The sequence below is a fragment of the Citricoccus sp. NR2 genome (genome assembly GCF_027594385.1).
Taxonomy (GTDB): Bacteria; Actinomycetota; Actinomycetes; order Actinomycetales; family Micrococcaceae; genus CmP2.
The window spans coordinates 1,709,865-1,726,747 of record NZ_CP115154.1 but is presented as its reverse complement, the minus strand read 5'-3'; the positions used below and the strand labels follow the sequence as shown (position 1 = coordinate 1,726,747).

15 protein-coding genes are annotated in these 16,883 nt (G+C 65.7%); 1 reads left to right on the top strand and 14 read right to left on the bottom strand.

Going from position 1 to position 16,883, the window contains the following annotated elements; translation table 11 throughout:
* Position 1: 1 nt before the first annotated feature.
* The 4 genes from O1A05_RS08185 to O1A05_RS08170 all read right to left on the bottom strand — a co-directional run bounded on the left by O1A05_RS08185 (position 2) and on the right by O1A05_RS08170 (position 4,010).
* Positions 2 to 757, bottom strand: coding sequence for an iron ABC transporter ATP-binding protein (locus O1A05_RS08185; RefSeq protein WP_270104745.1), 756 nt, complete (start codon positions 755 to 757; stop codon positions 2 to 4).
* Complete coding sequence (locus O1A05_RS08180) at positions 754 to 1,836, bottom strand: iron chelate uptake ABC transporter family permease subunit (RefSeq protein ID WP_270104744.1); 1,083 nt, start codon at positions 1,834 to 1,836, stop codon at positions 754 to 756. Before O1A05_RS08180 ends, O1A05_RS08185 begins: the two co-directional genes overlap by 4 nt.
* Positions 1,829 to 2,875, bottom strand: a complete 1,047-nt coding sequence (locus tag O1A05_RS08175; RefSeq protein WP_270104743.1) for an ABC transporter permease — start codon at positions 2,873 to 2,875, stop codon at positions 1,829 to 1,831. The genes O1A05_RS08180 and O1A05_RS08175 overlap by 8 nt, the downstream gene beginning before the upstream one ends.
* 109 nt (positions 2,876 to 2,984) lie before the next feature.
* Positions 2,985 to 4,010: a siderophore ABC transporter substrate-binding protein gene (locus O1A05_RS08170; RefSeq protein WP_333481974.1), complete on the bottom strand. Its 1,026-nt coding sequence runs from the start codon at positions 4,008 to 4,010 to the stop codon at positions 2,985 to 2,987.
* Between the two features lie 326 nt (positions 4,011 to 4,336).
* On the opposite strand from O1A05_RS08170, the gene O1A05_RS08165 reads away from it, so the two are divergent.
* Positions 4,337 to 5,518: a glutamate--cysteine ligase gene (locus O1A05_RS08165; protein WP_270104742.1), complete on the top strand. Its 1,182-nt coding sequence runs from the start codon at positions 4,337 to 4,339 to the stop codon at positions 5,516 to 5,518.
* 15 nt (positions 5,519 to 5,533) lie between these two features.
* Here the strand turns inward: O1A05_RS08165 and tsaD are convergent, their stop codons facing one another.
* The 10 genes from tsaD to rarD are packed head-to-tail and all read right to left on the bottom strand — an operon-like array spanning position 5,534 to position 16,742.
* Positions 5,534 to 6,652 carry a tRNA (adenosine(37)-N6)-threonylcarbamoyltransferase complex transferase subunit TsaD gene (tsaD, locus tag O1A05_RS08160; protein WP_270104741.1) on the bottom strand — a complete coding sequence of 373 codons (1,119 nt, stop codon included), beginning with the start codon at positions 6,650 to 6,652 and terminating at the stop codon, positions 5,534 to 5,536.
* A gap of 10 nt (positions 6,653 to 6,662) precedes the next feature.
* On the bottom strand, positions 6,663 to 7,235 hold the full coding sequence (locus O1A05_RS08155; RefSeq protein ID WP_270104740.1) for a GNAT family N-acetyltransferase: 573 nt from the start codon (positions 7,233 to 7,235) through the stop codon (positions 6,663 to 6,665).
* Between the two features lie 13 nt (positions 7,236 to 7,248).
* Positions 7,249 to 7,959: a tRNA (adenosine(37)-N6)-threonylcarbamoyltransferase complex dimerization subunit type 1 TsaB gene (gene tsaB, locus O1A05_RS08150; RefSeq protein WP_270104739.1), complete on the bottom strand. Its 711-nt coding sequence runs from the start codon at positions 7,957 to 7,959 to the stop codon at positions 7,249 to 7,251.
* A 5-nt stretch (positions 7,960 to 7,964) separates the two neighbouring features.
* Positions 7,965 to 8,531, bottom strand: a complete 567-nt coding sequence (gene tsaE / locus O1A05_RS08145; protein WP_270104738.1) for a tRNA (adenosine(37)-N6)-threonylcarbamoyltransferase complex ATPase subunit type 1 TsaE — start codon at positions 8,529 to 8,531, stop codon at positions 7,965 to 7,967.
* Entirely contained in the window at positions 8,528 to 9,730 is a 1,203-nt protein-coding gene (gene alr, locus O1A05_RS08140; protein ID WP_270104736.1) for an alanine racemase, read from the bottom strand. The genes tsaE and alr overlap by 4 nt, the downstream gene beginning before the upstream one ends.
* A gap of 7 nt (positions 9,731 to 9,737) precedes the next feature.
* Positions 9,738 to 11,321, bottom strand: a complete 1,584-nt coding sequence (locus tag O1A05_RS08135) for a bifunctional ADP-dependent NAD(P)H-hydrate dehydratase/NAD(P)H-hydrate epimerase (RefSeq protein WP_270104735.1) — start codon at positions 11,319 to 11,321, stop codon at positions 9,738 to 9,740.
* 2 nt (positions 11,322 to 11,323) lie between these two features.
* Positions 11,324 to 11,674 (bottom strand): holo-ACP synthase, encoded by a 351-nt coding sequence (locus O1A05_RS08130; protein ID WP_270104734.1) that lies wholly within the window; start codon positions 11,672 to 11,674, stop codon positions 11,324 to 11,326.
* 10 nt (positions 11,675 to 11,684) lie between these two features.
* Entirely contained in the window at positions 11,685 to 13,862 is a 2,178-nt protein-coding gene (gene glgX / locus O1A05_RS08125; RefSeq protein ID WP_270104733.1) for a glycogen debranching protein GlgX, read from the bottom strand.
* Entirely contained in the window at positions 13,859 to 15,730 is a 1,872-nt protein-coding gene (glmS, locus tag O1A05_RS08120; RefSeq protein WP_270104732.1) for a glutamine--fructose-6-phosphate transaminase (isomerizing), read from the bottom strand. Before glmS ends, glgX begins: the two co-directional genes overlap by 4 nt.
* Positions 15,731 to 15,782: 52 nt before the next feature.
* Positions 15,783 to 16,742: an EamA family transporter RarD gene (rarD, locus tag O1A05_RS08115; RefSeq protein ID WP_270104731.1), complete on the bottom strand. Its 960-nt coding sequence runs from the start codon at positions 16,740 to 16,742 to the stop codon at positions 15,783 to 15,785.
* Between the last annotated feature and the right edge of the window lie 141 nt (positions 16,743 to 16,883).

The following is a 16,883-nucleotide window of genomic DNA, read 5'->3' as shown; positions in this document are numbered from 1 at the left end:
CCTAGAAGTAGACCGCCAGCGGGAGACCGGCGTCGTCGCGCACCGAGACGTCAGTCTCGAAGATGCCGCTGAGCACATCGTCGCGCATGATCTCTTCGGGCGTGCCGAAATGCACCGCCTGACCGTTCTTCATCGCCAGGATGCGGTCCGCATATCGACCCGCGAAGTTGATGTCGTGCAGCACCACGACCACGGTGCGCCCCAACTCATCGGCGGCGCGTCGCAACTGCTTCATCATGCGCACGGAGTGCTTCATGTCGAGGTTGTTCAGGGGTTCGTCGAGCAGGATGTAGTCGGTGTCCTGAGCCAGCACCATGGCGACGTAGGCCCGCTGGCGCTGCCCACCGGAGAGCTGGTCGAGGAAACGATCCTGCAGATCAGTGAGCTCCAGGAACCCCAAGGCAAGATCGATCTGACGCTCACATTCCGGCGTCAGGCGGCCCTTGGAGTACGGGTAACGGCCGAAGCCCACCAGCTGGCGCACAGTGAGGCGGGTGACGAAGTGGTTCTCCTGACGCAGGATCGCCAGCGTCTGAGCCACGTCCTTGCTGCGAGCCTTAGTGACATCGAGACCGGCCACCTGGATAGTGCCGGTGTCGACCTCCTGGAGGCGGCCGATCATCGTGAGGATCGTGGATTTTCCGGCACCGTTGGGTCCCACCAGCGCGGTGATTCCGCCCGCCGGAATCTCGACGTCGACGGGTCCGATCGTGACGGAGTCGCTGTAGCGCCGCGAGACATTCTCGAGAGTGATCACAGTCGTCCCTTTCTCATCACCACGATCAAGAAGACCAGACCACCGATGAGTTCGATGATGATGGTGACCGCTCCCTGAGCGTAGAAGAAGTTGCGAAGAATGAAGTAAGCCCCGGCCAAGATGACGTATCCCAGCAGGAACGCCATGGGCAGGATGAGCCGGTGGTCGTAGGAGTCCGTGAATGTATACGCCAGGGTGGCGATGAGGAAGCCGAGGAAGGTCATCGGACCCACCAGCGAGGTCGTCACAGACATGAGGATGGAAACGAGCAGGAGGGTGATCATCACTTCGCGACGGTGGTTCAGCCCCAGGTTGTTGGCGGTGTCGCGGCCCAGGGCGATGACGTTCATTTTCCGTGCCCGCAGCCACAGGATGACACAGCACACCACGACCATCGGGATGGCGTAGGGCAAGTATTCGCTGGAGGCGTTGGAGATATTGCCAAACATCCGGGCCGAGAGCACGTCGAACTCGTTGGGGTCGAGCATGCGTTGCATGAAGGTAGACATCGATCCCAGACCGCCGCCGATCACCACGCCGACGAGCAACATAATGTGGATATTGCTGAACCGGCCCGAAAGTAGCCAACCATACAGTGCGGCGGCAAAGCCGATCATCAGCAGAATCTGTCCGAGGTAGGCGCCCACGCCCAGCACCATGGTGACCCCGCCTGCACCGAAGAAGAAGATGACCGCGGTATTCACGGCCAGGTACAGGGACTCAAAACCCATAATCGACGGGGTGATGATCCGGTTGGAGGTGGCCGTCTGGAAGGACACGGTGGCGAAGGACTGACACGCGATCACGATGATCATCACGATGAGGTTGGTGGCCCGCATCTCGGCAATCTTCCAGAAGCCCGGCGTACCGAAGTCCATCGGATTGTCGTAAGCGAGGAAACCGAAGGTGATCGCCACTGCGGCAATGCTCAGGCCGGTCATGATCAGGATGTACCGGCGGCGGTGCCTGGCATCCATGAAGGCGCCGGTCCGTCGGGCCGATGTGGAGGTCGCCTCGCCAGCGCCGCGCAAGGAGTCCAGTTCGAAGGTGGACTCCGCAGGCTTCAGAACATCAGACATGACGACGCCTCCTGACGAGCAGGATCACGAAGACGGTGGCGCCCAGCACCCCCAGGATCAATGAAACCGGAATCTCGAAGGGCATGATGATGGTGCGACCGATGATGTCGCAGAGGGTGACGATGCAGATGCCCACCAGACAGACCCAGGGCAGATTGGAGCGCAGGTTGTCGCCGCGGAACAGCGAGACGATGTTCGGCACGATGAGCCCGAGGAAGGGCAGAGCGCCAATCACCACGGTCACGACGCCGGAGACGATGGCGACCATGGACACGCCGGTGAAGATGACCGCATTGTAGTTCAGCCCGACGTTGGTGGCGACCTCTTTGCCGAGCCCGGCCACGGTGAACCGGTCGGCGATGATGAACACGAGCACGGTGACGATCGCGACGATCCACAACAGTTCGTACCGGCCGCGCACCACCCCGGTGAAGGAGCCGGCGAACCAGATGCCCAGCTGCTGGAGCATGTCGGTCTGGAGCGCCAGGAAGGTGGAGACGGATCCGATCACCGCACCAAGCATGATGCCAATCAGCGGGACGATCAGTGAGGATTTCAGGGTCACCCGGCGCAAGAAGAGGAAGAAGACCACGGTGCCGATGAAGGCGAAGATGATGGCGCCGACCATCCGCACGAAAATTGAAGGGTTCGGCAGCAGGATCATCGTGAGCAATAGTCCCAGTCCGGCCCACTCGGTGGTGCCCGTGGTCGAGGGCTCCACGAACCGGTTCTGCGTCATCAGCTGCATCACCAGCCCGCACATGGCCATGGCCGCACCGGCCAAGACCAGGGCGATGGTCCGGGGAACGCGGGTGATGAAGAACATCTCCTGACCATCTTCGTGGCCAGCAATATCAAAAACGCCGATGTGCAACGAGAGGTACACGAGCCCGCCGGTGATCACCACACCGATCAGCAGGGGCCACGCCTGCGACCACAGGGACTTTCGCTCTGCCAGCTCACTCGGCGGATCCTTCTCCGCCCCTAGCGGGACGGAAGCGCGCTCGACTGCGGCCTCGTCGTCAATGGTCGTACTCATCTCATGCCCCTCATGGTGTGTCTCCCCCGGCACGCAATCACCGACCGGAAGCCGTTTCCCGCTTCCGGCCGGTGGACCAACCGCGTGGGTTATTAGCTCAGCTCAGCGATCAGCTGGCCGCCTCGAAGGCGTCCGCCAGATCATTGAACAGCTCGGTGTAGTGCTGGATGTCCTCAGCGGTGTAGAAGTCCGGGTTCAGGTAGACGATATTGCCTTCCTGGATGGCCGGAACGTTCTGCAGGGCCTCAGACTCTTCGAGCAGTTCCTCAGCGGAGTTGGCCTGGGCGTCACCGGTGCCGGCGTCGCGGTCCAGCACGATCAGCCATTCGGGGTTGGCGTCAGCGATAGCTTCCACGGAAATATCATCGCCCTGGTGGTTGGTCGAGCCATCCTGCTCCAGCGCCGGGGTCAGGTCCAGTACGTCAAACACGGGGCCAACAGCGCGGCCGGTGCTTGGTGCGGAGTAGTTGATGTCGCCGCCGGTAGTGATCAGACCGGCCACGGTCCACTCCTCGTTGTAGGCAGCCTGAGCGCGCTCGATGGATTCATCGAAGTCGGCGATGAGCTGCTCGGCGGAGTCCCGCTGGCCGAAGACCTCGCCCAACAGCGTGGTGAGTTCGCGCAACTGCTCGTCGAGCGGGTTGGCTTCGATGTCGATGTTGGTGTCCACGAAGGCCGCATCCGGTGCCAGTTCCTGGAGATCTTCGGCGTACTGGGTGAAGCGCTGACCGTTGAGAATCAGGTCGGGCTCCACCGCCACGACACCCTCCATGTCGGGCTCGCGGTGGTTGCCGAGGTTCACGATGTCGGAGTTCTCGTGGTAAGCAGCCAGTTGGTCGTTCTCGGGCATCAGGTCCACGGGAGCTGCGGTCAGCTCGACACCCCAGTCGGCTAGGGTGCCGAAGATGCGGTTGTCGGTGGCCACGATCGACTGCGGGTCGGCAGGAAGCTCGACGGTGTTGCCGGACATATCGGTCACGTCGCTGGCGGCTTCGCCACCTTCGGCGGCTGCGTTCTCGGTGGTGGTCGCTTCGGCGTCACCGGCGCCATCGCCGGAAGCGTCGCCGCCGCAGGCGGTCAGGCCGAGTGCGGCGGCGGTGACGAATGCCATCACTCCGAGCCGAGTGCGACTCATCTTCTTCATCATGTATCTCCCAAGTGTGTTCGGTATGAACGTCAGATTTCTTCAGTGTTCGCGCGGTCTAAAACCAGCCATGACGACCAGGCCGTGTAAGCCAAGGTAAACCTAACACGAAATAGTCTAGGGATGAACCGCCTATTAATCGAGGTTGATCTCAGCATGACACGCACCTCGGACTGCGGAATCTCCCCGCGACCACAGTCAAAATGTGTTCAACACCACACACTTGGGGTCCCGAAGATGACGTGTGCTTGCCCGGTGTGTGAGGCCAGTAGGATGACCTGAAGAATCCGAGAGCACCCCGCACCCCAGGAGCGACCATGTCCCTGACCTTCGCCTCATCGCCCGCCTCCACGCTGGGCCTGGAATGGGAGCTGGCGCTCGTGGATCCCGACACCGGTGCACTGCGGCCGGTGGCGGAGCAGGTGATCGCCGAACTGAATTCAACCCCGGAGGCCGACCGCATCGTCGTCGGGCATGTCACCGGCGAATATCTGATGAACACGGTGGAGTTGGTGACCGGGGTGTGTTCCACCGTCAGCGAGGGACTGGACCAGCTGGCGTCGACGGCGCAGCGAGTGATTTCGGTGGCGCAGCGCCACGGGGCACATCTCTACAGCCAGGGTTCTCACCCGTTCGCCGAGGCCCTGCACGAGCCGGTCTCTCCGGCTGACCGCTACGGGAAAATGCTGGACCGCACCCAGTGGTGGGGCCGGCAGATGGTGATCTACGGGGTGCACGTGCACGTCGGGGTGGCGCAGCGGGACCGGGCGATGGCCGCGGTCAACCAGTTGGTCAATTACTCCCCGCACCTGCTGGCACTCTCGGCGTCGAGCCCATTTTGGGAGGGCGTGGATACCGGATACCAGTCGCAGCGCACCCTGATGTTCCAGCAGTTGCCGACCTCGGGACTGCCGTTCCAGTTCGAGCAGTGGTCCGGGTTTGAGCAGTGCGTAGCGGATCTGACGCAGACCGGAGTGATCGACGACGTCTCGGAGTGCCGCTGGGACCTGCGCGCGGTTCCCCGGTTGGGCACGGTGGAGATGCGGGTGTGCGACGGGATGTCCACGCTGGAGGAGATCGGGGCGGTGGCCGCGCTGACCCAATGCCTGGTGCATGACGCCACCGAGAACGGCGCGCCGGTGGAGATCATGGCGCCCTGGTACGTCCAGGAGAACAAGTGGCGGGCTGCCCGGTATGGGCTTGACGCCATCATCATTGTCAACGGTGACGGTGACGAGCTCTTGGTGACTGAGCATCTGGACGCCGAGATTGAGCGACTGACCCCGGTGGCCGAGCAGCTGGGCTGCGTCGAGGAGCTGGGGTGGGTGCGTCGGATCATCGAGCAGGGCGGCACGGCTGCGCATCAGCGCCAGGTGGCGGCGCGCGCCGGGAGTGTTCCGGTGTCTGGCGGCCAGGTTGCGGCGGATCCGGCGTTGGTCGAGGTGGTGCGGGATGCCTCGCGCCGCACCCACACCTCCGTGCTGGAGTGGAACAACTAGCCCCGCAGCCTCGGTTCAGACGCTGACGAGCGTGACGGGCTGCGAGGGATCCGCGGAGAACGACGGGTCCGAGGGGGCCACCCCGGCGGCGACGAGTTGGGCGCCCAGGGCCGCGACCATCGCACCGTTATCGGTGCACAGCGACGGCGGCGGCACTGTGAGGGTGATCCCGGCCGAGGCGCAGCGGGCCCCGAGTAGTTCGCGCAGCCGGGAATTCGCGGCCACTCCCCCGCCCAACAACAGGTGGGTGATGCCGTGTTCCTGGCAGGCGCGCACCGCTTTGGCTGTGATGACATCGGCCACCGCCTCTTGGAACGAGGCGGCCACGTCGGCCACCGGCACGTCCGCCCCGCGGGAGGTGAACTGTTCGGTGGCGCGGGCCACGGCGGTTTTCAACCCGGAGAAAGACCAGTCGTGTCGGCGCGGGCCGGGCTCTTCCGCGGTGCCCACGAATTTCGGGGCGCTGAGACCGCGCGGGAACCGGAACGCCTTCGGGTCGCCTTCCCGGGCGAGGCGGTCGATGACGGGTCCGCCCGGATAACCGGCGCCGATCAGCCGAGCCACCTTGTCGTAGGCTTCTCCAGCAGCATCGTCGATGGTGGATCCCAGCAGTTCGACGTCGTGGGTCAGCGAGCGCACTTTCAGGACCTCGGTGTGACCGCCGGACACCAGCAGCGCGCCGAGGGTGCCTGCGCGCTCGGCTTCGGCGGGACTCTGCTTGCCCTCTTTGGGCCCGGCTGCGGTGAGGGCTTCATCCAGGAACCCGACCCCGACGTGGGCGACCAGATGGTTGATGCCATACAGCGGTTTCCCAGCAGCGGAGGCGAGCGCCTTGGCTCCGGACACCCCGACCATCAGGGCGCCCGCCAGCCCGGGCCCAGCGGTGACCGCGAGCGCGTCGACGTCGTCGAGACTCAGCCCGGCCTCATCCAGGGCGGCGCGCACGGTGGGGATGAATTCGGTGACGTGCGCGCGGGCCGCGATTTCCGGAATCACCCCGCCGAAGGCCACGTGTTGTTCCATGGACGAGGCCACCTGGTGGGCGAGCAACCGGGTGCCGGCCACCACGCCGACCCCGGTCTCGTCGCAGGAGGTCTCGATTCCGAGCACGACGGGGGTGTGTCTCTGGTTCATCGTTGTCCTCTCAGTCCCACCGGCATGGCCCGGTATGCAGGTGACGGCGCATGATCTTCGCGTCCATGCCCTGCGGATAGTAGCCGCTGCGGGTGTGAATATGATCGAATCCATGGCGAGCGTAGAGGCGTTGGGCCCGGTGGTTGTCGGCACGCACCTCCAGCAGCAGGTCTTCGGCACCGCGCCGCCCGGCCTCCGCCACCATCCAACGCAGCAGGGCCGAGCCGAGTCCGAGCCCCTCGAAGTCCGGGTGCACCCCGATGGTTTGTACATCGGCCAGCGGGGGCACACTCATCAGTCCGGCGTAGCCGACGATGCTCCACTGCTGATCGTGCGCAGGATTGTTGGTTTCGGTCGGAGCGCGGCGTTCCAGCACCCGGTACTCGCGGGTGCCGCCCTGCTCCGCCGGTCCGGCCTGCTCCAGCTCCTCGAGAAAAAACTGCTCCGGCCAGGCGTCTTCCGGGAACAGGGTGCGTTCCAGAACCAGCAGGGTGTCGACGTCGTCGGTGTGCAGACGGCGCAACCGGAAGCCCTCGGGGAGCTCGGGGCCGTCAGCGGTGTGGGTGTCGGGGAGATCAGTCATGTCCGGCGCCGATTCAGCCGTCCCGCCGGGCCAGGTGTGTGGGGATGGTGGCGTCGGATTCGCGCAGGTACTGCGGTTCGGGTGCTACCAGTCCGCGGCCGCGGCGTAGGCCCAGCTCGGCCACCAGGCCGAGGTCGCCGGCGTGCGGAACGGTGTGGTCGAACCCCTCGACGACGTGCAGCTGTTCGGGGTAGAGCCCGGCGCCCGCCCCGTACACGGGTAGCTCGGTGACGTCGCCCGGCGCGGTGACGAAGGGCCCGTGCAGGCGTTGGAACTGCCCGCCCACGGTGGAGTAGTGCGCCCAGTACACTTCACGACGGCGGGCGTCGGTCGCCACGATGAATTCTTCGGCCCCGCGCCGCCAGGCATCCTCGGCCGCGCGGTAAGCCAGGGCGTCGAGACTCATGACGCCGAGCACCGGGGTGTCCCAGACGAAGCCCAGGCTCTGTGCGGTGACGATGCCGGCGCGCAACCCGGTGAAGGGTCCCGGGCCGACGCCGACCGCGAGGTGGGTGAGCCGTTGGTCGGGGCCCGATGCTACGCCGGCCTCGGCAAGTACCCGGTTCACCAAGGGGGTGAGCACTTCGGCGTGGTGGTGAGTGGATTCAGTCTCAGCGGCAGCGAGCACGGTGCCCTGGTGGATCAGGGCAGCGGAGGCGGTGGCGGAGGAATCCACGGCAAGGATCAAGGGGTCCCGGTCCTCGGGTATTGCGGTGCTAGGCATGGGGATCAGTCTACGAGGTTGAGCCCGGTGAAGCGGGCACCAAACGTTCGCAGCACACCGGTGCGCGGTTCTTCGACGTCGTCTTCGAAATCCGTGACCCATTCCCCTTCGACGGTGGGGCCCGTGGGTTCAGCGCTGCCGGGGGCGCGATGCAGCTCGAGGTCGAGCCAGCCGGCGTCTCCGGCCAGGTGCTCGGCGAGGTCGCGGCCCCATTCGATCACCGTGACGGAGTCGGCCAGCGTGGACTCCAGGTCGAGGCTGGTCAGAGCGTCGGCGGACTCCAGCCGGTAGGCGTCCACGTGGACCAGGTCCGGACGGGGTGCGCCATCCGAATCGACGCTAGCGTTGCGGTGGTGCCGGGCGATAACGAAGGTGGGTGAGGTGATGGGATCGGTGATGCCGAGTGCGGCCCCCAGCGACTGGGTGAACGTGGTTTTGCCGGCGCCGAGCTCACCGGTGAGGATCAGCACGTCCCCGCCGCGCAGCTGGCCCGCCAGGGTACGTGCGAAACGGGCGGTGGCGTCCAGATCGACCAGCTCAATCCGGTGTTCGCCGGTGAGTTCCGCCGTCATTTCTTCTCCTCCGCGCCGCGGCGGGCGGCCTCGCGGTTCACGTGAATCCGGGGCACTCGCGCCCCGACGCGGGTGACGATCTCGTAATTGATGGTGCCGGCGGCATCCGCCCAATCGCTGGCCAGAATCCCGGAGCGCGGGCCGAAGAGCTCGACGGGCGCGCCGACCTGGATCTCCTGCTCTTCGGTGTGCAGGTCCACCATGAACTGGTCCATGGCGATCCGCCCGGACACCCGATAGGTACGACCGTCGATCCACACGGGAGCCTCATCGGCGGTGCGCGGCACACCGTCGGCATAACCCAACGGCACCAGCCCGAGCCGGGTGGCGGCACCGGTGCGGTAACGGTACCCGTAGGAGACCCCCTGGTTGGCGGGCACGAGCTTGTTGGCGGCCAGCGTGGTGGTCAACGACATCACCGGGCGCAGGTTGAAGGTCTCGGGGCCCTCCCCGGCGAAGGGGCTCAGCCCGTACATGCCCACCCCGAAGCGCACCATGTCCAGGTGGGTGTCGGGCCGGGCCAGCGTGGCCGGAGTGTTGGCCAGGTGCCGCAGATCCGGGTCCAGGCCGTGCGAGCGGGCCAAGGCGACGGCGTCGTGGAAACGATTCAGCGCGGCATCAACTTCGTGTTCACGCTCGGGCTCATCGGCCACCGCCAGATGCGAAAAAACTCCGACGACGCGGATCAGTCCGGGGCGCTGCAGTTCGGCGGCGCGGGCGCACAGGGCGTCCCAGTCCTCCGGCGGGCAGCCGTTGCGACCCAGCCCGGTGTCGATCTTCAGGTGCACCCGTGCCGGACGCTCCAGGCGCCGCGCGGCCTCGGCGATGGCGTCGAGTTCCCATCCAGAGACACCCAGATCAATACCCTCTTCGACGGCGCGGCCGAAGGGGGTGCCGGTGGTGTGCAGCCAAGCCAGGGTGGGGGTGGTCAGCCCGGCCTCGCGCAGCTGCAGCGCTTCGGACACGTGGGCCACGCCCAGCCAGGTCGCGCCGGCGGCCACCGCCGTGCGGGCACATTCGATCATCCCGTGCCCGTAGGCATCCGCTTTGACCACCGCCATCACCTGTGCGGGCTGCGCCCAGGAGCGCACCGTGTTCACGTTGTGGGCCAGGGCGGCGTGATCGATGACGGCGGCGCGCTCGGCCGGGCCGTGGGATGCGGACGTCGGGGACGACGAGGAGGAAGTTTCAGCACTCATATCGCAGTCATTCTCCCACTTCTGCCAGCACCTCACGCACCGCCGGTGCTAGCGCAGAGGCACCGAAGGGTCCGTGTTGTTGTGCGCGTCGCCCGGCCAGGGCGTGCAATCGCACCGCCGCGGCGATCTTATCCAGCGTGTCCAGCGTCCCGCCCCCGGCCTTCGTCAGGGTCCGGCCCAGGGCGGAGCCAACCAGCCCGGCGAGGGTATCTCCCGAGCCCGCGGTGGCCAGCTCCGGGCCCCCGGTGGTATCAAGGCGTGCTTGACCGTCGGGTGCGGCGATCACCGTGGTGGGGCCTTTCAACAGCACGTGGGCACCCACATGTGCCGCCATTCGCCGGGCGCGCCACAGTTCGACAGCGTCAACGCGGCCGTGGCTGTCATCGGCACCGGGTTCGGTGAGCAGCCGTTCTTCGAGGCGGCCCAGTTCCCCAGCGTGCGGGGTGAGCACCACGGCTCCCCCGGCACGCCGAATTTCGGCAAACCGCGCGACGTCGTCATGGTTGATGAGCTCCAGCGCCGAGGCATCCAACACCACCGGGGTGCCGCGCTGTCCCGCCAGGTCCAGCACCTGCCGATATCGGGCGTGCACGTTCTCACCGGTGCCCCAGCCGGGGCCGAGCACCCAGGCATCGGCGCGTCCGTCCGCCTCGTGTCCGGCGACCACTTCCGGGTGCGCTGCCACCACACCGGCAGACACCATGTCAGAGTCGTCATCGCCATCATCGCCAGTAACGCCGACCCAGCGCACCATGCCGACCCCGGTGGCCACTGCGGCGGCGACCGTCAGCACCGCGGCCCCCGGATACTGGGGCGAGCCGGCACTGATGGCGATCACCCCGCGGGAGTATTTGTGTGCGTCCCACACCGGCGGCGCAAACACCGCTCCCACCGGAGCTGAGGTATCTTTCTCGAAAACACCTACCATCTGGTCGGTAGGGGTTTCTCCAAGAAGGGGTTCCAGTCCCACGTCGATCAGCTCCACCCGCCCGGCAACGCGAGGCCCCTCACCGAGCAGCAGGCCGGTCTTGAGCCCACCGAAGGTCACCGTCAGATCGGCGGGCAACACTACCCCGGGAATCTCGCCGGTGCTCGCGTTCAGCCCCGACGGCACATCACAGGCGACCACCACGGCATGTTCGGGCACGGTCACCCCAGCGTCCCGTAGCATTGTCGGCACATCGGCCGAGCCCCGAAACCCGGTGCCAAAAATCGCGTCCACCACGACGGCGGTGTCCTCGGGGACGTGAGTCGCCATGCTCCCGCCTGCTTGCAACAGGGCGTCCCGGCCCTCGGCGTGGAGATCTGCGGCAGTGATATCGGCCCCGTGGTCCGCGCCCACGGGAATCGCCACGGCATGGACACCGCGGCGTCGCAGGAAGGCCAGGGCCCACAGTGCGTCCCCGCCGTTATTCCCCTTGCCTACGAGCGCGGCAACCGTAGCCCCAGACACCCGGGAATGACGGGCACGTAGCAGGCGCAGAATGTGCTGAGCGAGCCCGTAGGCCGCACGGCGCATGAGCGGCTCACCCGCAGCGAGCAAGGGCTGTTCGGCAGCCCGGATCTGCTCCGCAGTGTACGCCCAGCGCACGGTCAGTCTTCGCCGACCACCATGGCGGTGGCCCAGTCGCCGTCGTGACTGAGCGAGAGGTGCCAGCGGCGTACGCCCTTGGCGGCGGCAATATCGGCCACGGTGCCGGTGAGCACCACATGGGGTGCCCCGGCGGCGTCCACAGTGATCTGGCAGTGCTGCCAGTTCATGCCCGCCGGCGCCGAGAGAGCCTTGGCCACCGCTTCCTTGGCGGCAAAACGGGCGGCGAGAGATCGGATGTTGAGCTCGCGTTCGGCGGGCGTGAAGAGCCGCTCACGCAAGGCCGGAGCCTTCGTCAGCTGGTTTTCGAAACGCGAAACCTGCACCAGGTCGATCCCAATACCGATAATCATGGGCTCTATCCTATCCGCTCTTCTCGGACACGGGGATGGGCTGTGACGACCGCATGACCACCGCACCGCGACCGGGCACGGTCACCGTCTGGCCCGCGGTGAAGGTCTGCTGGTCCAACGCGGACGCGGTATCGACGACGACCTCCCACTGGTCCGGGAACGGGGTGCCGGGCAGAGTGTAGTCCACGGTCTCCCAGTAGGCGTTGAACAGGATGTAGAACCCGTACTCCGGGGTTTCGGCACCGTGGCGGCCGGACGCCGGCAGGTGCTGGGAGTTCAAGAAGAACGCGATCGACAGCGCATGGTAGGAATCCCAGTCGGATTCGTCCTTCGCCGTCGCATCCGGCTCCAGCCAAACAATATCGGGCAACCGGTCGGTGTCCTCCCGCGCGGCCGGGCGGCCGTCAAAGAAGCGGCGACGCCGAAACACCGGGTGCTCATGACGCAGGCTGATCAGCGCGGCGGTAAAGTCCACCAGCTCCTCATCCACGCTGGACCAGTCGATCCAGGAGAGTTCGTTGTCCTGGCAGTACACGTTGTTGTTGCCGCGCTGGCTGCGCCCGAGTTCATCGCCGTGGGAGAGCAGGGGCACCCCCTGGCTGAGCAGCAGGGTGGTCAAGAAATTCCGCTGTTGCGCAGCCCGCAACCGCAGGATCTCCGGGTCTTCGCTGGGCCCCTCTTCCCCGCAGTTCCAGGAGCGGTTGTGGGTTTCGCCGTCGTTATTGTCTTCCCCATTGGCACTGTTGTGCTTCTCGTTGTAGGACACCAGGTCGCGCAGGGTGAAGCCGTCGTGGACGGTGACGAAGTTGACCGAAGCGCGCGGGGTGCGATTGTCGTCCTGGTAGAGATCGGCCGATCCGGTGATGCGGGTGGCGAACTCGGCCAGCGTGCCGGGCTCCCCGCGCCAGAAATCACGCACAGAATCACGATACTTACCGTTCCATTCGCTCCACAGCCCCGGGAAATTCCCTACCTGGTAGCCGCCCGGACCCACATCCCAGGGCTCGGCGATCAGCTTGACGGTGCGCAACACGGGATCTTGGCGCACGACGTCGAAGAATGAGGAGTACATATCGGGCCCGGCGCCGTCCTCGGAGCGGGTGAGCGTGGTGGCCAGGTCGAACCGGAAACCGTCCACGTGCATCACCTGCACCCAGTACCGCAGCGAGTCCATCACCAGTTGCAGCACCATCGGATGCGAGAGATCCAGCGAGTTCCCGGTGCCGGTGTAGTCCATGTAGTGGGCTTCGTCATCGGGCACTAGGTGGTAGTAGTTCAGGTTGTCCAGGCCGCGGAAGCTCAGGGTGGGACCCAAGTGGTTACCCTCGGCGGTGTGGTTGTAGACGACGTCGAGAATCACCTCGAAACCGGCGGCATGCAGGTCCGCAACCATCTGCTTGAACTCGGTGACCTGCTCGCCGGCATCCCCGCCGGAAGCGTAGGTATTCTGCGGAGCGAAATAGCCCAGCGTGTTGTACCCCCAGTAGTTCGACAGCCCCTTCTCCTGCAGGTGGGAGTCGTTGGTGAACTGGTGCACCGGCATCAGCTCAATGGCGGTGACTCCGAGACGCCGGAAGTGCTCGATCATCACCGGGTGCGCCAGCCCGGCGTACGTGCCGCGCTGGGTTTCCGGAACCTCCGGGTGTAACGCGGTCATGCCCTTCACGTGGGCCTCGTAAATCACCGTTTCGGTGAACGGAGTGCGCGGGCGCTGGTCTTCGGCCTCGCCCCAGTCAAAATCATCATCGACGACGACGCAGACCATGCCGGCTGCCAGCGAGTCCTCGTCGTTGCGTTCGGCCGGGGAGCCGAAGGTGTAGGCGAACATGGGCTGGCCCCAGGCGATCTCCCCGGACAGTGCCTTGGCGTAGGGGTCCAACAGCATCTGGGCAGCATTGAACCGCAGCCCCGCCGCTGGTTCCCAGGGACCGTGCACGCGGTACCCGTATCGGGCTCCGGCGCCCACCCCGGCCACATGAACGTGCCAGGTGCTGCCGGAGTGCTCGGTGAGTGGGATTCGAGTCTCCCGGAATCCTGCTGGTTCGGCTTCGTCGGACTCGAGCAGGCACAGCTCAACCAGCTCGGCATGTTCGCCGACAGCCAGGGCAAAGTTGGTGCCCTGGCTATCGGGAGTGGCGCCCAGTGGGTAGGGCAGCCCGGCGCTGAGCACCGACGGCTCGACGCTCACTCGACCGTGACAGACTTCGCCAGGTTGCGCGGCTGATCGACGTCGTATCCCTTGGCCGAGGCCAGTTCCAGGGCGAAGATCTGCAGCGGCACGGTGGTCAGCAGCGGCATCAGCATCGGCAGCGTCTCTGGAACGTAGAAGACCTGCTCGGCGTAGTCGCGCACCGCTTCATCGCCAGCCTCGGCCACCACCACGGTCTTGGCGCCGCGGGCGCGCACCTCCTGGATGTTGGAGACGACCTTAGCGTGCAGCGAGTGGCGGTCCATCGGTGAGGGCACGACGACGAACACCGGCTGGCCCTCGTCGATCAGCGCAATCGGACCGTGCTTGAGCTCGCCGGCGGCGAAGCCCTCGGCGTGAATGTACGCCAGCTCCTTCAGTTTCAGCGCCCCTTCGAGGGCCACCGGGTAGCCGATGTTGCGGCCCAGGAACAGCACCGAGGTGGTGTCCTTCATGTTGCGGGCCAGTTCCTTGACGTCGTCGGACGTCTCCAGCACCTGCTGAATCTTCGCGGGGATCTCGCTCAGCGCGCCCAGGATGTCGCGGATCTGCTGGGTGAACAGCTTGCGCTGCAGCTGAGCCAGGTAGAGGCCCAGCAGGTAGGCGGCGGTGATCTGCGCCAGGAACGCTTTCGTCGAAGCCACCGCGATCTCCGGGCCGGCATGTGTGTACAGCACGGCGTCGGATTCGCGCGGAATGGTGGATCCATTGGTGTTGCAGATGGCGATGGTGCGTGCGCCCTGTTCGCGGGCGTAACGCACCGCCATCAGGGTATCCATGGTCTCGCCGGACTGGGAGATGGACACCACCAGGGTGTTCGGGTCGATGATCGGGTCGCGGTAGCGGAACTCGTGGGAGAGCTCGACTTCCACCGGAATCCGGCACCAGTGCTCGATGGCGTACTTGGCCACGGTGCCCGCATACGCAGACGTGCCAGCCGCGAGCACGATGATCTTGTTCACTCCGCGCAGTTCGTCCTCAGAGATGCGCAGTTCGTCCAGCACCAGGCGGCCGGCGGCGTCGGTGCGACCCAGCAAGGTGTCTGCCACGGCGGAGGGCTGCTCGTTGATTTCCTTCTCCATGAAGGTGTCGTAGCCGCCCTTCTCGGCAGCGGAAGCATCCCAGTCCACGGTGTAAGGCTTGCCTTGGGCAGGGTTGCCGTAGAAATCGGTGATCTCCACGCCGTCGGCGGTGATAGTCACCACCTGGTCCTGTTCCAGCTCGATGGCGTTCTTCGTGTAGTCGATGAACGCAGCGACGTCGGAGCCCAGGAAGTTCTCGTTCTCGCCCAGGCCGACCACCAGCGGGGAGTTGCGACGCGAGGCCACCACGCGGTTCGGGTCATCGGCGTGCACCGCGAGCAGGGTGAAGGCACCCTCGAGGCGCTGGCTAGTCAGTTGCATGGCGCGGGTCAGGTCACCCTCTGCCTCGCCCCGGTAGATCTTGCCGAGCAGCGCGGCGGCTACTTCGGTGTCGGTCTCCGAACGGAAGGTCACGCCGTCGGCGGCGAGCTCCTGCTTGAGCACCGCGAAGTTCTCGATGATGCCGTTGTGGATCACCGACAGCTGGTCATGGTCGGCCAGGTGCGGGTGGGCGTTCTGATCGGTGGGTCCACCGTGGGTGGCCCAGCGGGTGTGGCCAATCCCGATCGTCGAGGCGCCCAGCGGGTTCGCGTCCAGCTCCTCGCTCAGGTTGACGAGTTTGCCTGCTTTCTTGCGCGACTCCACGCCGTCTTCGGCCACCACGGCGACACCTGCGGAGTCATATCCGCGGTATTCCAGGCGGCGCAGGCCCGCCATCAGGACGTCGATCGCCGAGTGATCACGATCGAGGGCAGGATTTCCAACGTATCCAACGATTCCACACATGCTCACCAGGATAGCGTTACTTGAGGCTGCTCGTGTTCAGGTACGGTACGCGTCACGAGGATGACGACGGAGGTATCGGGTTTCGGCGTCGTACCCGCAGGACATCGGCCAGCAGCAAGACCACCGCCACCCAGACCAATCCGAAGCCCCACCAGCGCCCCGCGCTCATCTGCTCTCCGAGAACAACGTAGCCCACCACGAATTGCAGGATCGGGGCGATGTATTGGAACATGCCCACACTGGAGAGCCGCAGCCGGGAAGACGCCCCGGCGAAGAGCATCAGCGGGGTCACCGTCGCCACACCGGTGGCCAACAGTGCGACCAACTGCCAGGTGCTGATCTCCCCTACCAGTCCGGCACCCAGCGCGCCGACCCCCGGGATCAACCCGCCCACGCACAGCCACGCGACGGCGGGCAGGGTCAGCCAGGTGGTCTCCACGGTCATGCCGGTGAGCGGATCCACCGAGGAACCCAGCCGGTTCTTCACCAGACCGTAGAGCGCAAACGATCCCGCTAGCGCCAGGGAGATCCAGGGCAGGGCACCGTAGTCCCAGGTCAGCACGGCCACCGCCACCACGGATACTCCCACGGCCACCCACTGCAATGGTCGCAGCTTCTCCCGCAGCACCAGCACGCCAAGCACAATCGTGGCCAGTGGGTTGATGAAGTACCCCAGCGAGGCCTCCAGCACGTGCCCGGTCGTCGAGGCCACGATGTAGAGGTACCAGTTCACTGCGATCAAGAACCCGGCCAGCGCCAGCATGCTGTGCTCGCGCCGCCGTCGTGCCACCGCGGCCAAGCGCTTCCAGCCACGGGTTACAGCCAGCATCAGCACACACATCACCAGGGCACACACGATGCGCCAGGCCAGCACATCGACGGCGTGGAACGCGGTGAACACCGCGAACAGTAAGGGCAGTACGCCCCACATCCCGTAGGCGCCGATGGCGCACAGCACGCCGTCGCGGGTGCGGCGACTCGCGGCCGAATGCTCAGCTGAAGGTGTGGTCACGGCTTTACCTTACGCGTCGTTCACGCGCCGTCCTCATAAAACACACAGCACGTTCATCGACATGGATAATGGCAGGTGTGACTATTCACACTCACGACAGCAGCGACACCTCTGCCCTCTCGTCCCACACGTCAGAGTCTG

Coding starts and splice junctions, on each gene's coding strand:
- O1A05_RS08180 (WP_270104744.1), bottom strand. CDS start 1,836: ATGTCTGATGTTCTGAAGCCTGCGGAGTCCACCTTCGAACTGGACTCC.
- O1A05_RS08175 (WP_270104743.1), bottom strand. CDS start 2,875: ATGAGTACGACCATTGACGACGAGGCCGCAGTCGAGCGCGCTTCCGTC.
- O1A05_RS08170 (WP_333481974.1), bottom strand. CDS start 4,010: ATGAGTCGCACTCGGCTCGGAGTGATGGCATTCGTCACCGCCGCCGCA.
- O1A05_RS08165 (WP_270104742.1), top strand. CDS start 4,337: ATGTCCCTGACCTTCGCCTCATCGCCCGCCTCCACGCTGGGCCTGGAA.
- tsaD (WP_270104741.1), bottom strand. CDS start 6,652: ATGAACCAGAGACACACCCCCGTCGTGCTCGGAATCGAGACCTCCTGC.
- O1A05_RS08155 (WP_270104740.1), bottom strand. CDS start 7,235: ATGACTGATCTCCCCGACACCCACACCGCTGACGGCCCCGAGCTCCCC.
- tsaB (WP_270104739.1), bottom strand. CDS start 7,959: ATGCCTAGCACCGCAATACCCGAGGACCGGGACCCCTTGATCCTTGCC.
- tsaE (WP_270104738.1), bottom strand. CDS start 8,531: ATGACGGCGGAACTCACCGGCGAACACCGGATTGAGCTGGTCGATCTG.
- alr (WP_270104736.1), bottom strand. CDS start 9,730: ATGAGTGCTGAAACTTCCTCCTCGTCGTCCCCGACGTCCGCATCCCAC.
- O1A05_RS08130 (WP_270104734.1), bottom strand. CDS start 11,674: ATGATTATCGGTATTGGGATCGACCTGGTGCAGGTTTCGCGTTTCGAA.
- glmS (WP_270104732.1), bottom strand. CDS start 15,730: ATGTGTGGAATCGTTGGATACGTTGGAAATCCTGCCCTCGATCGTGAT.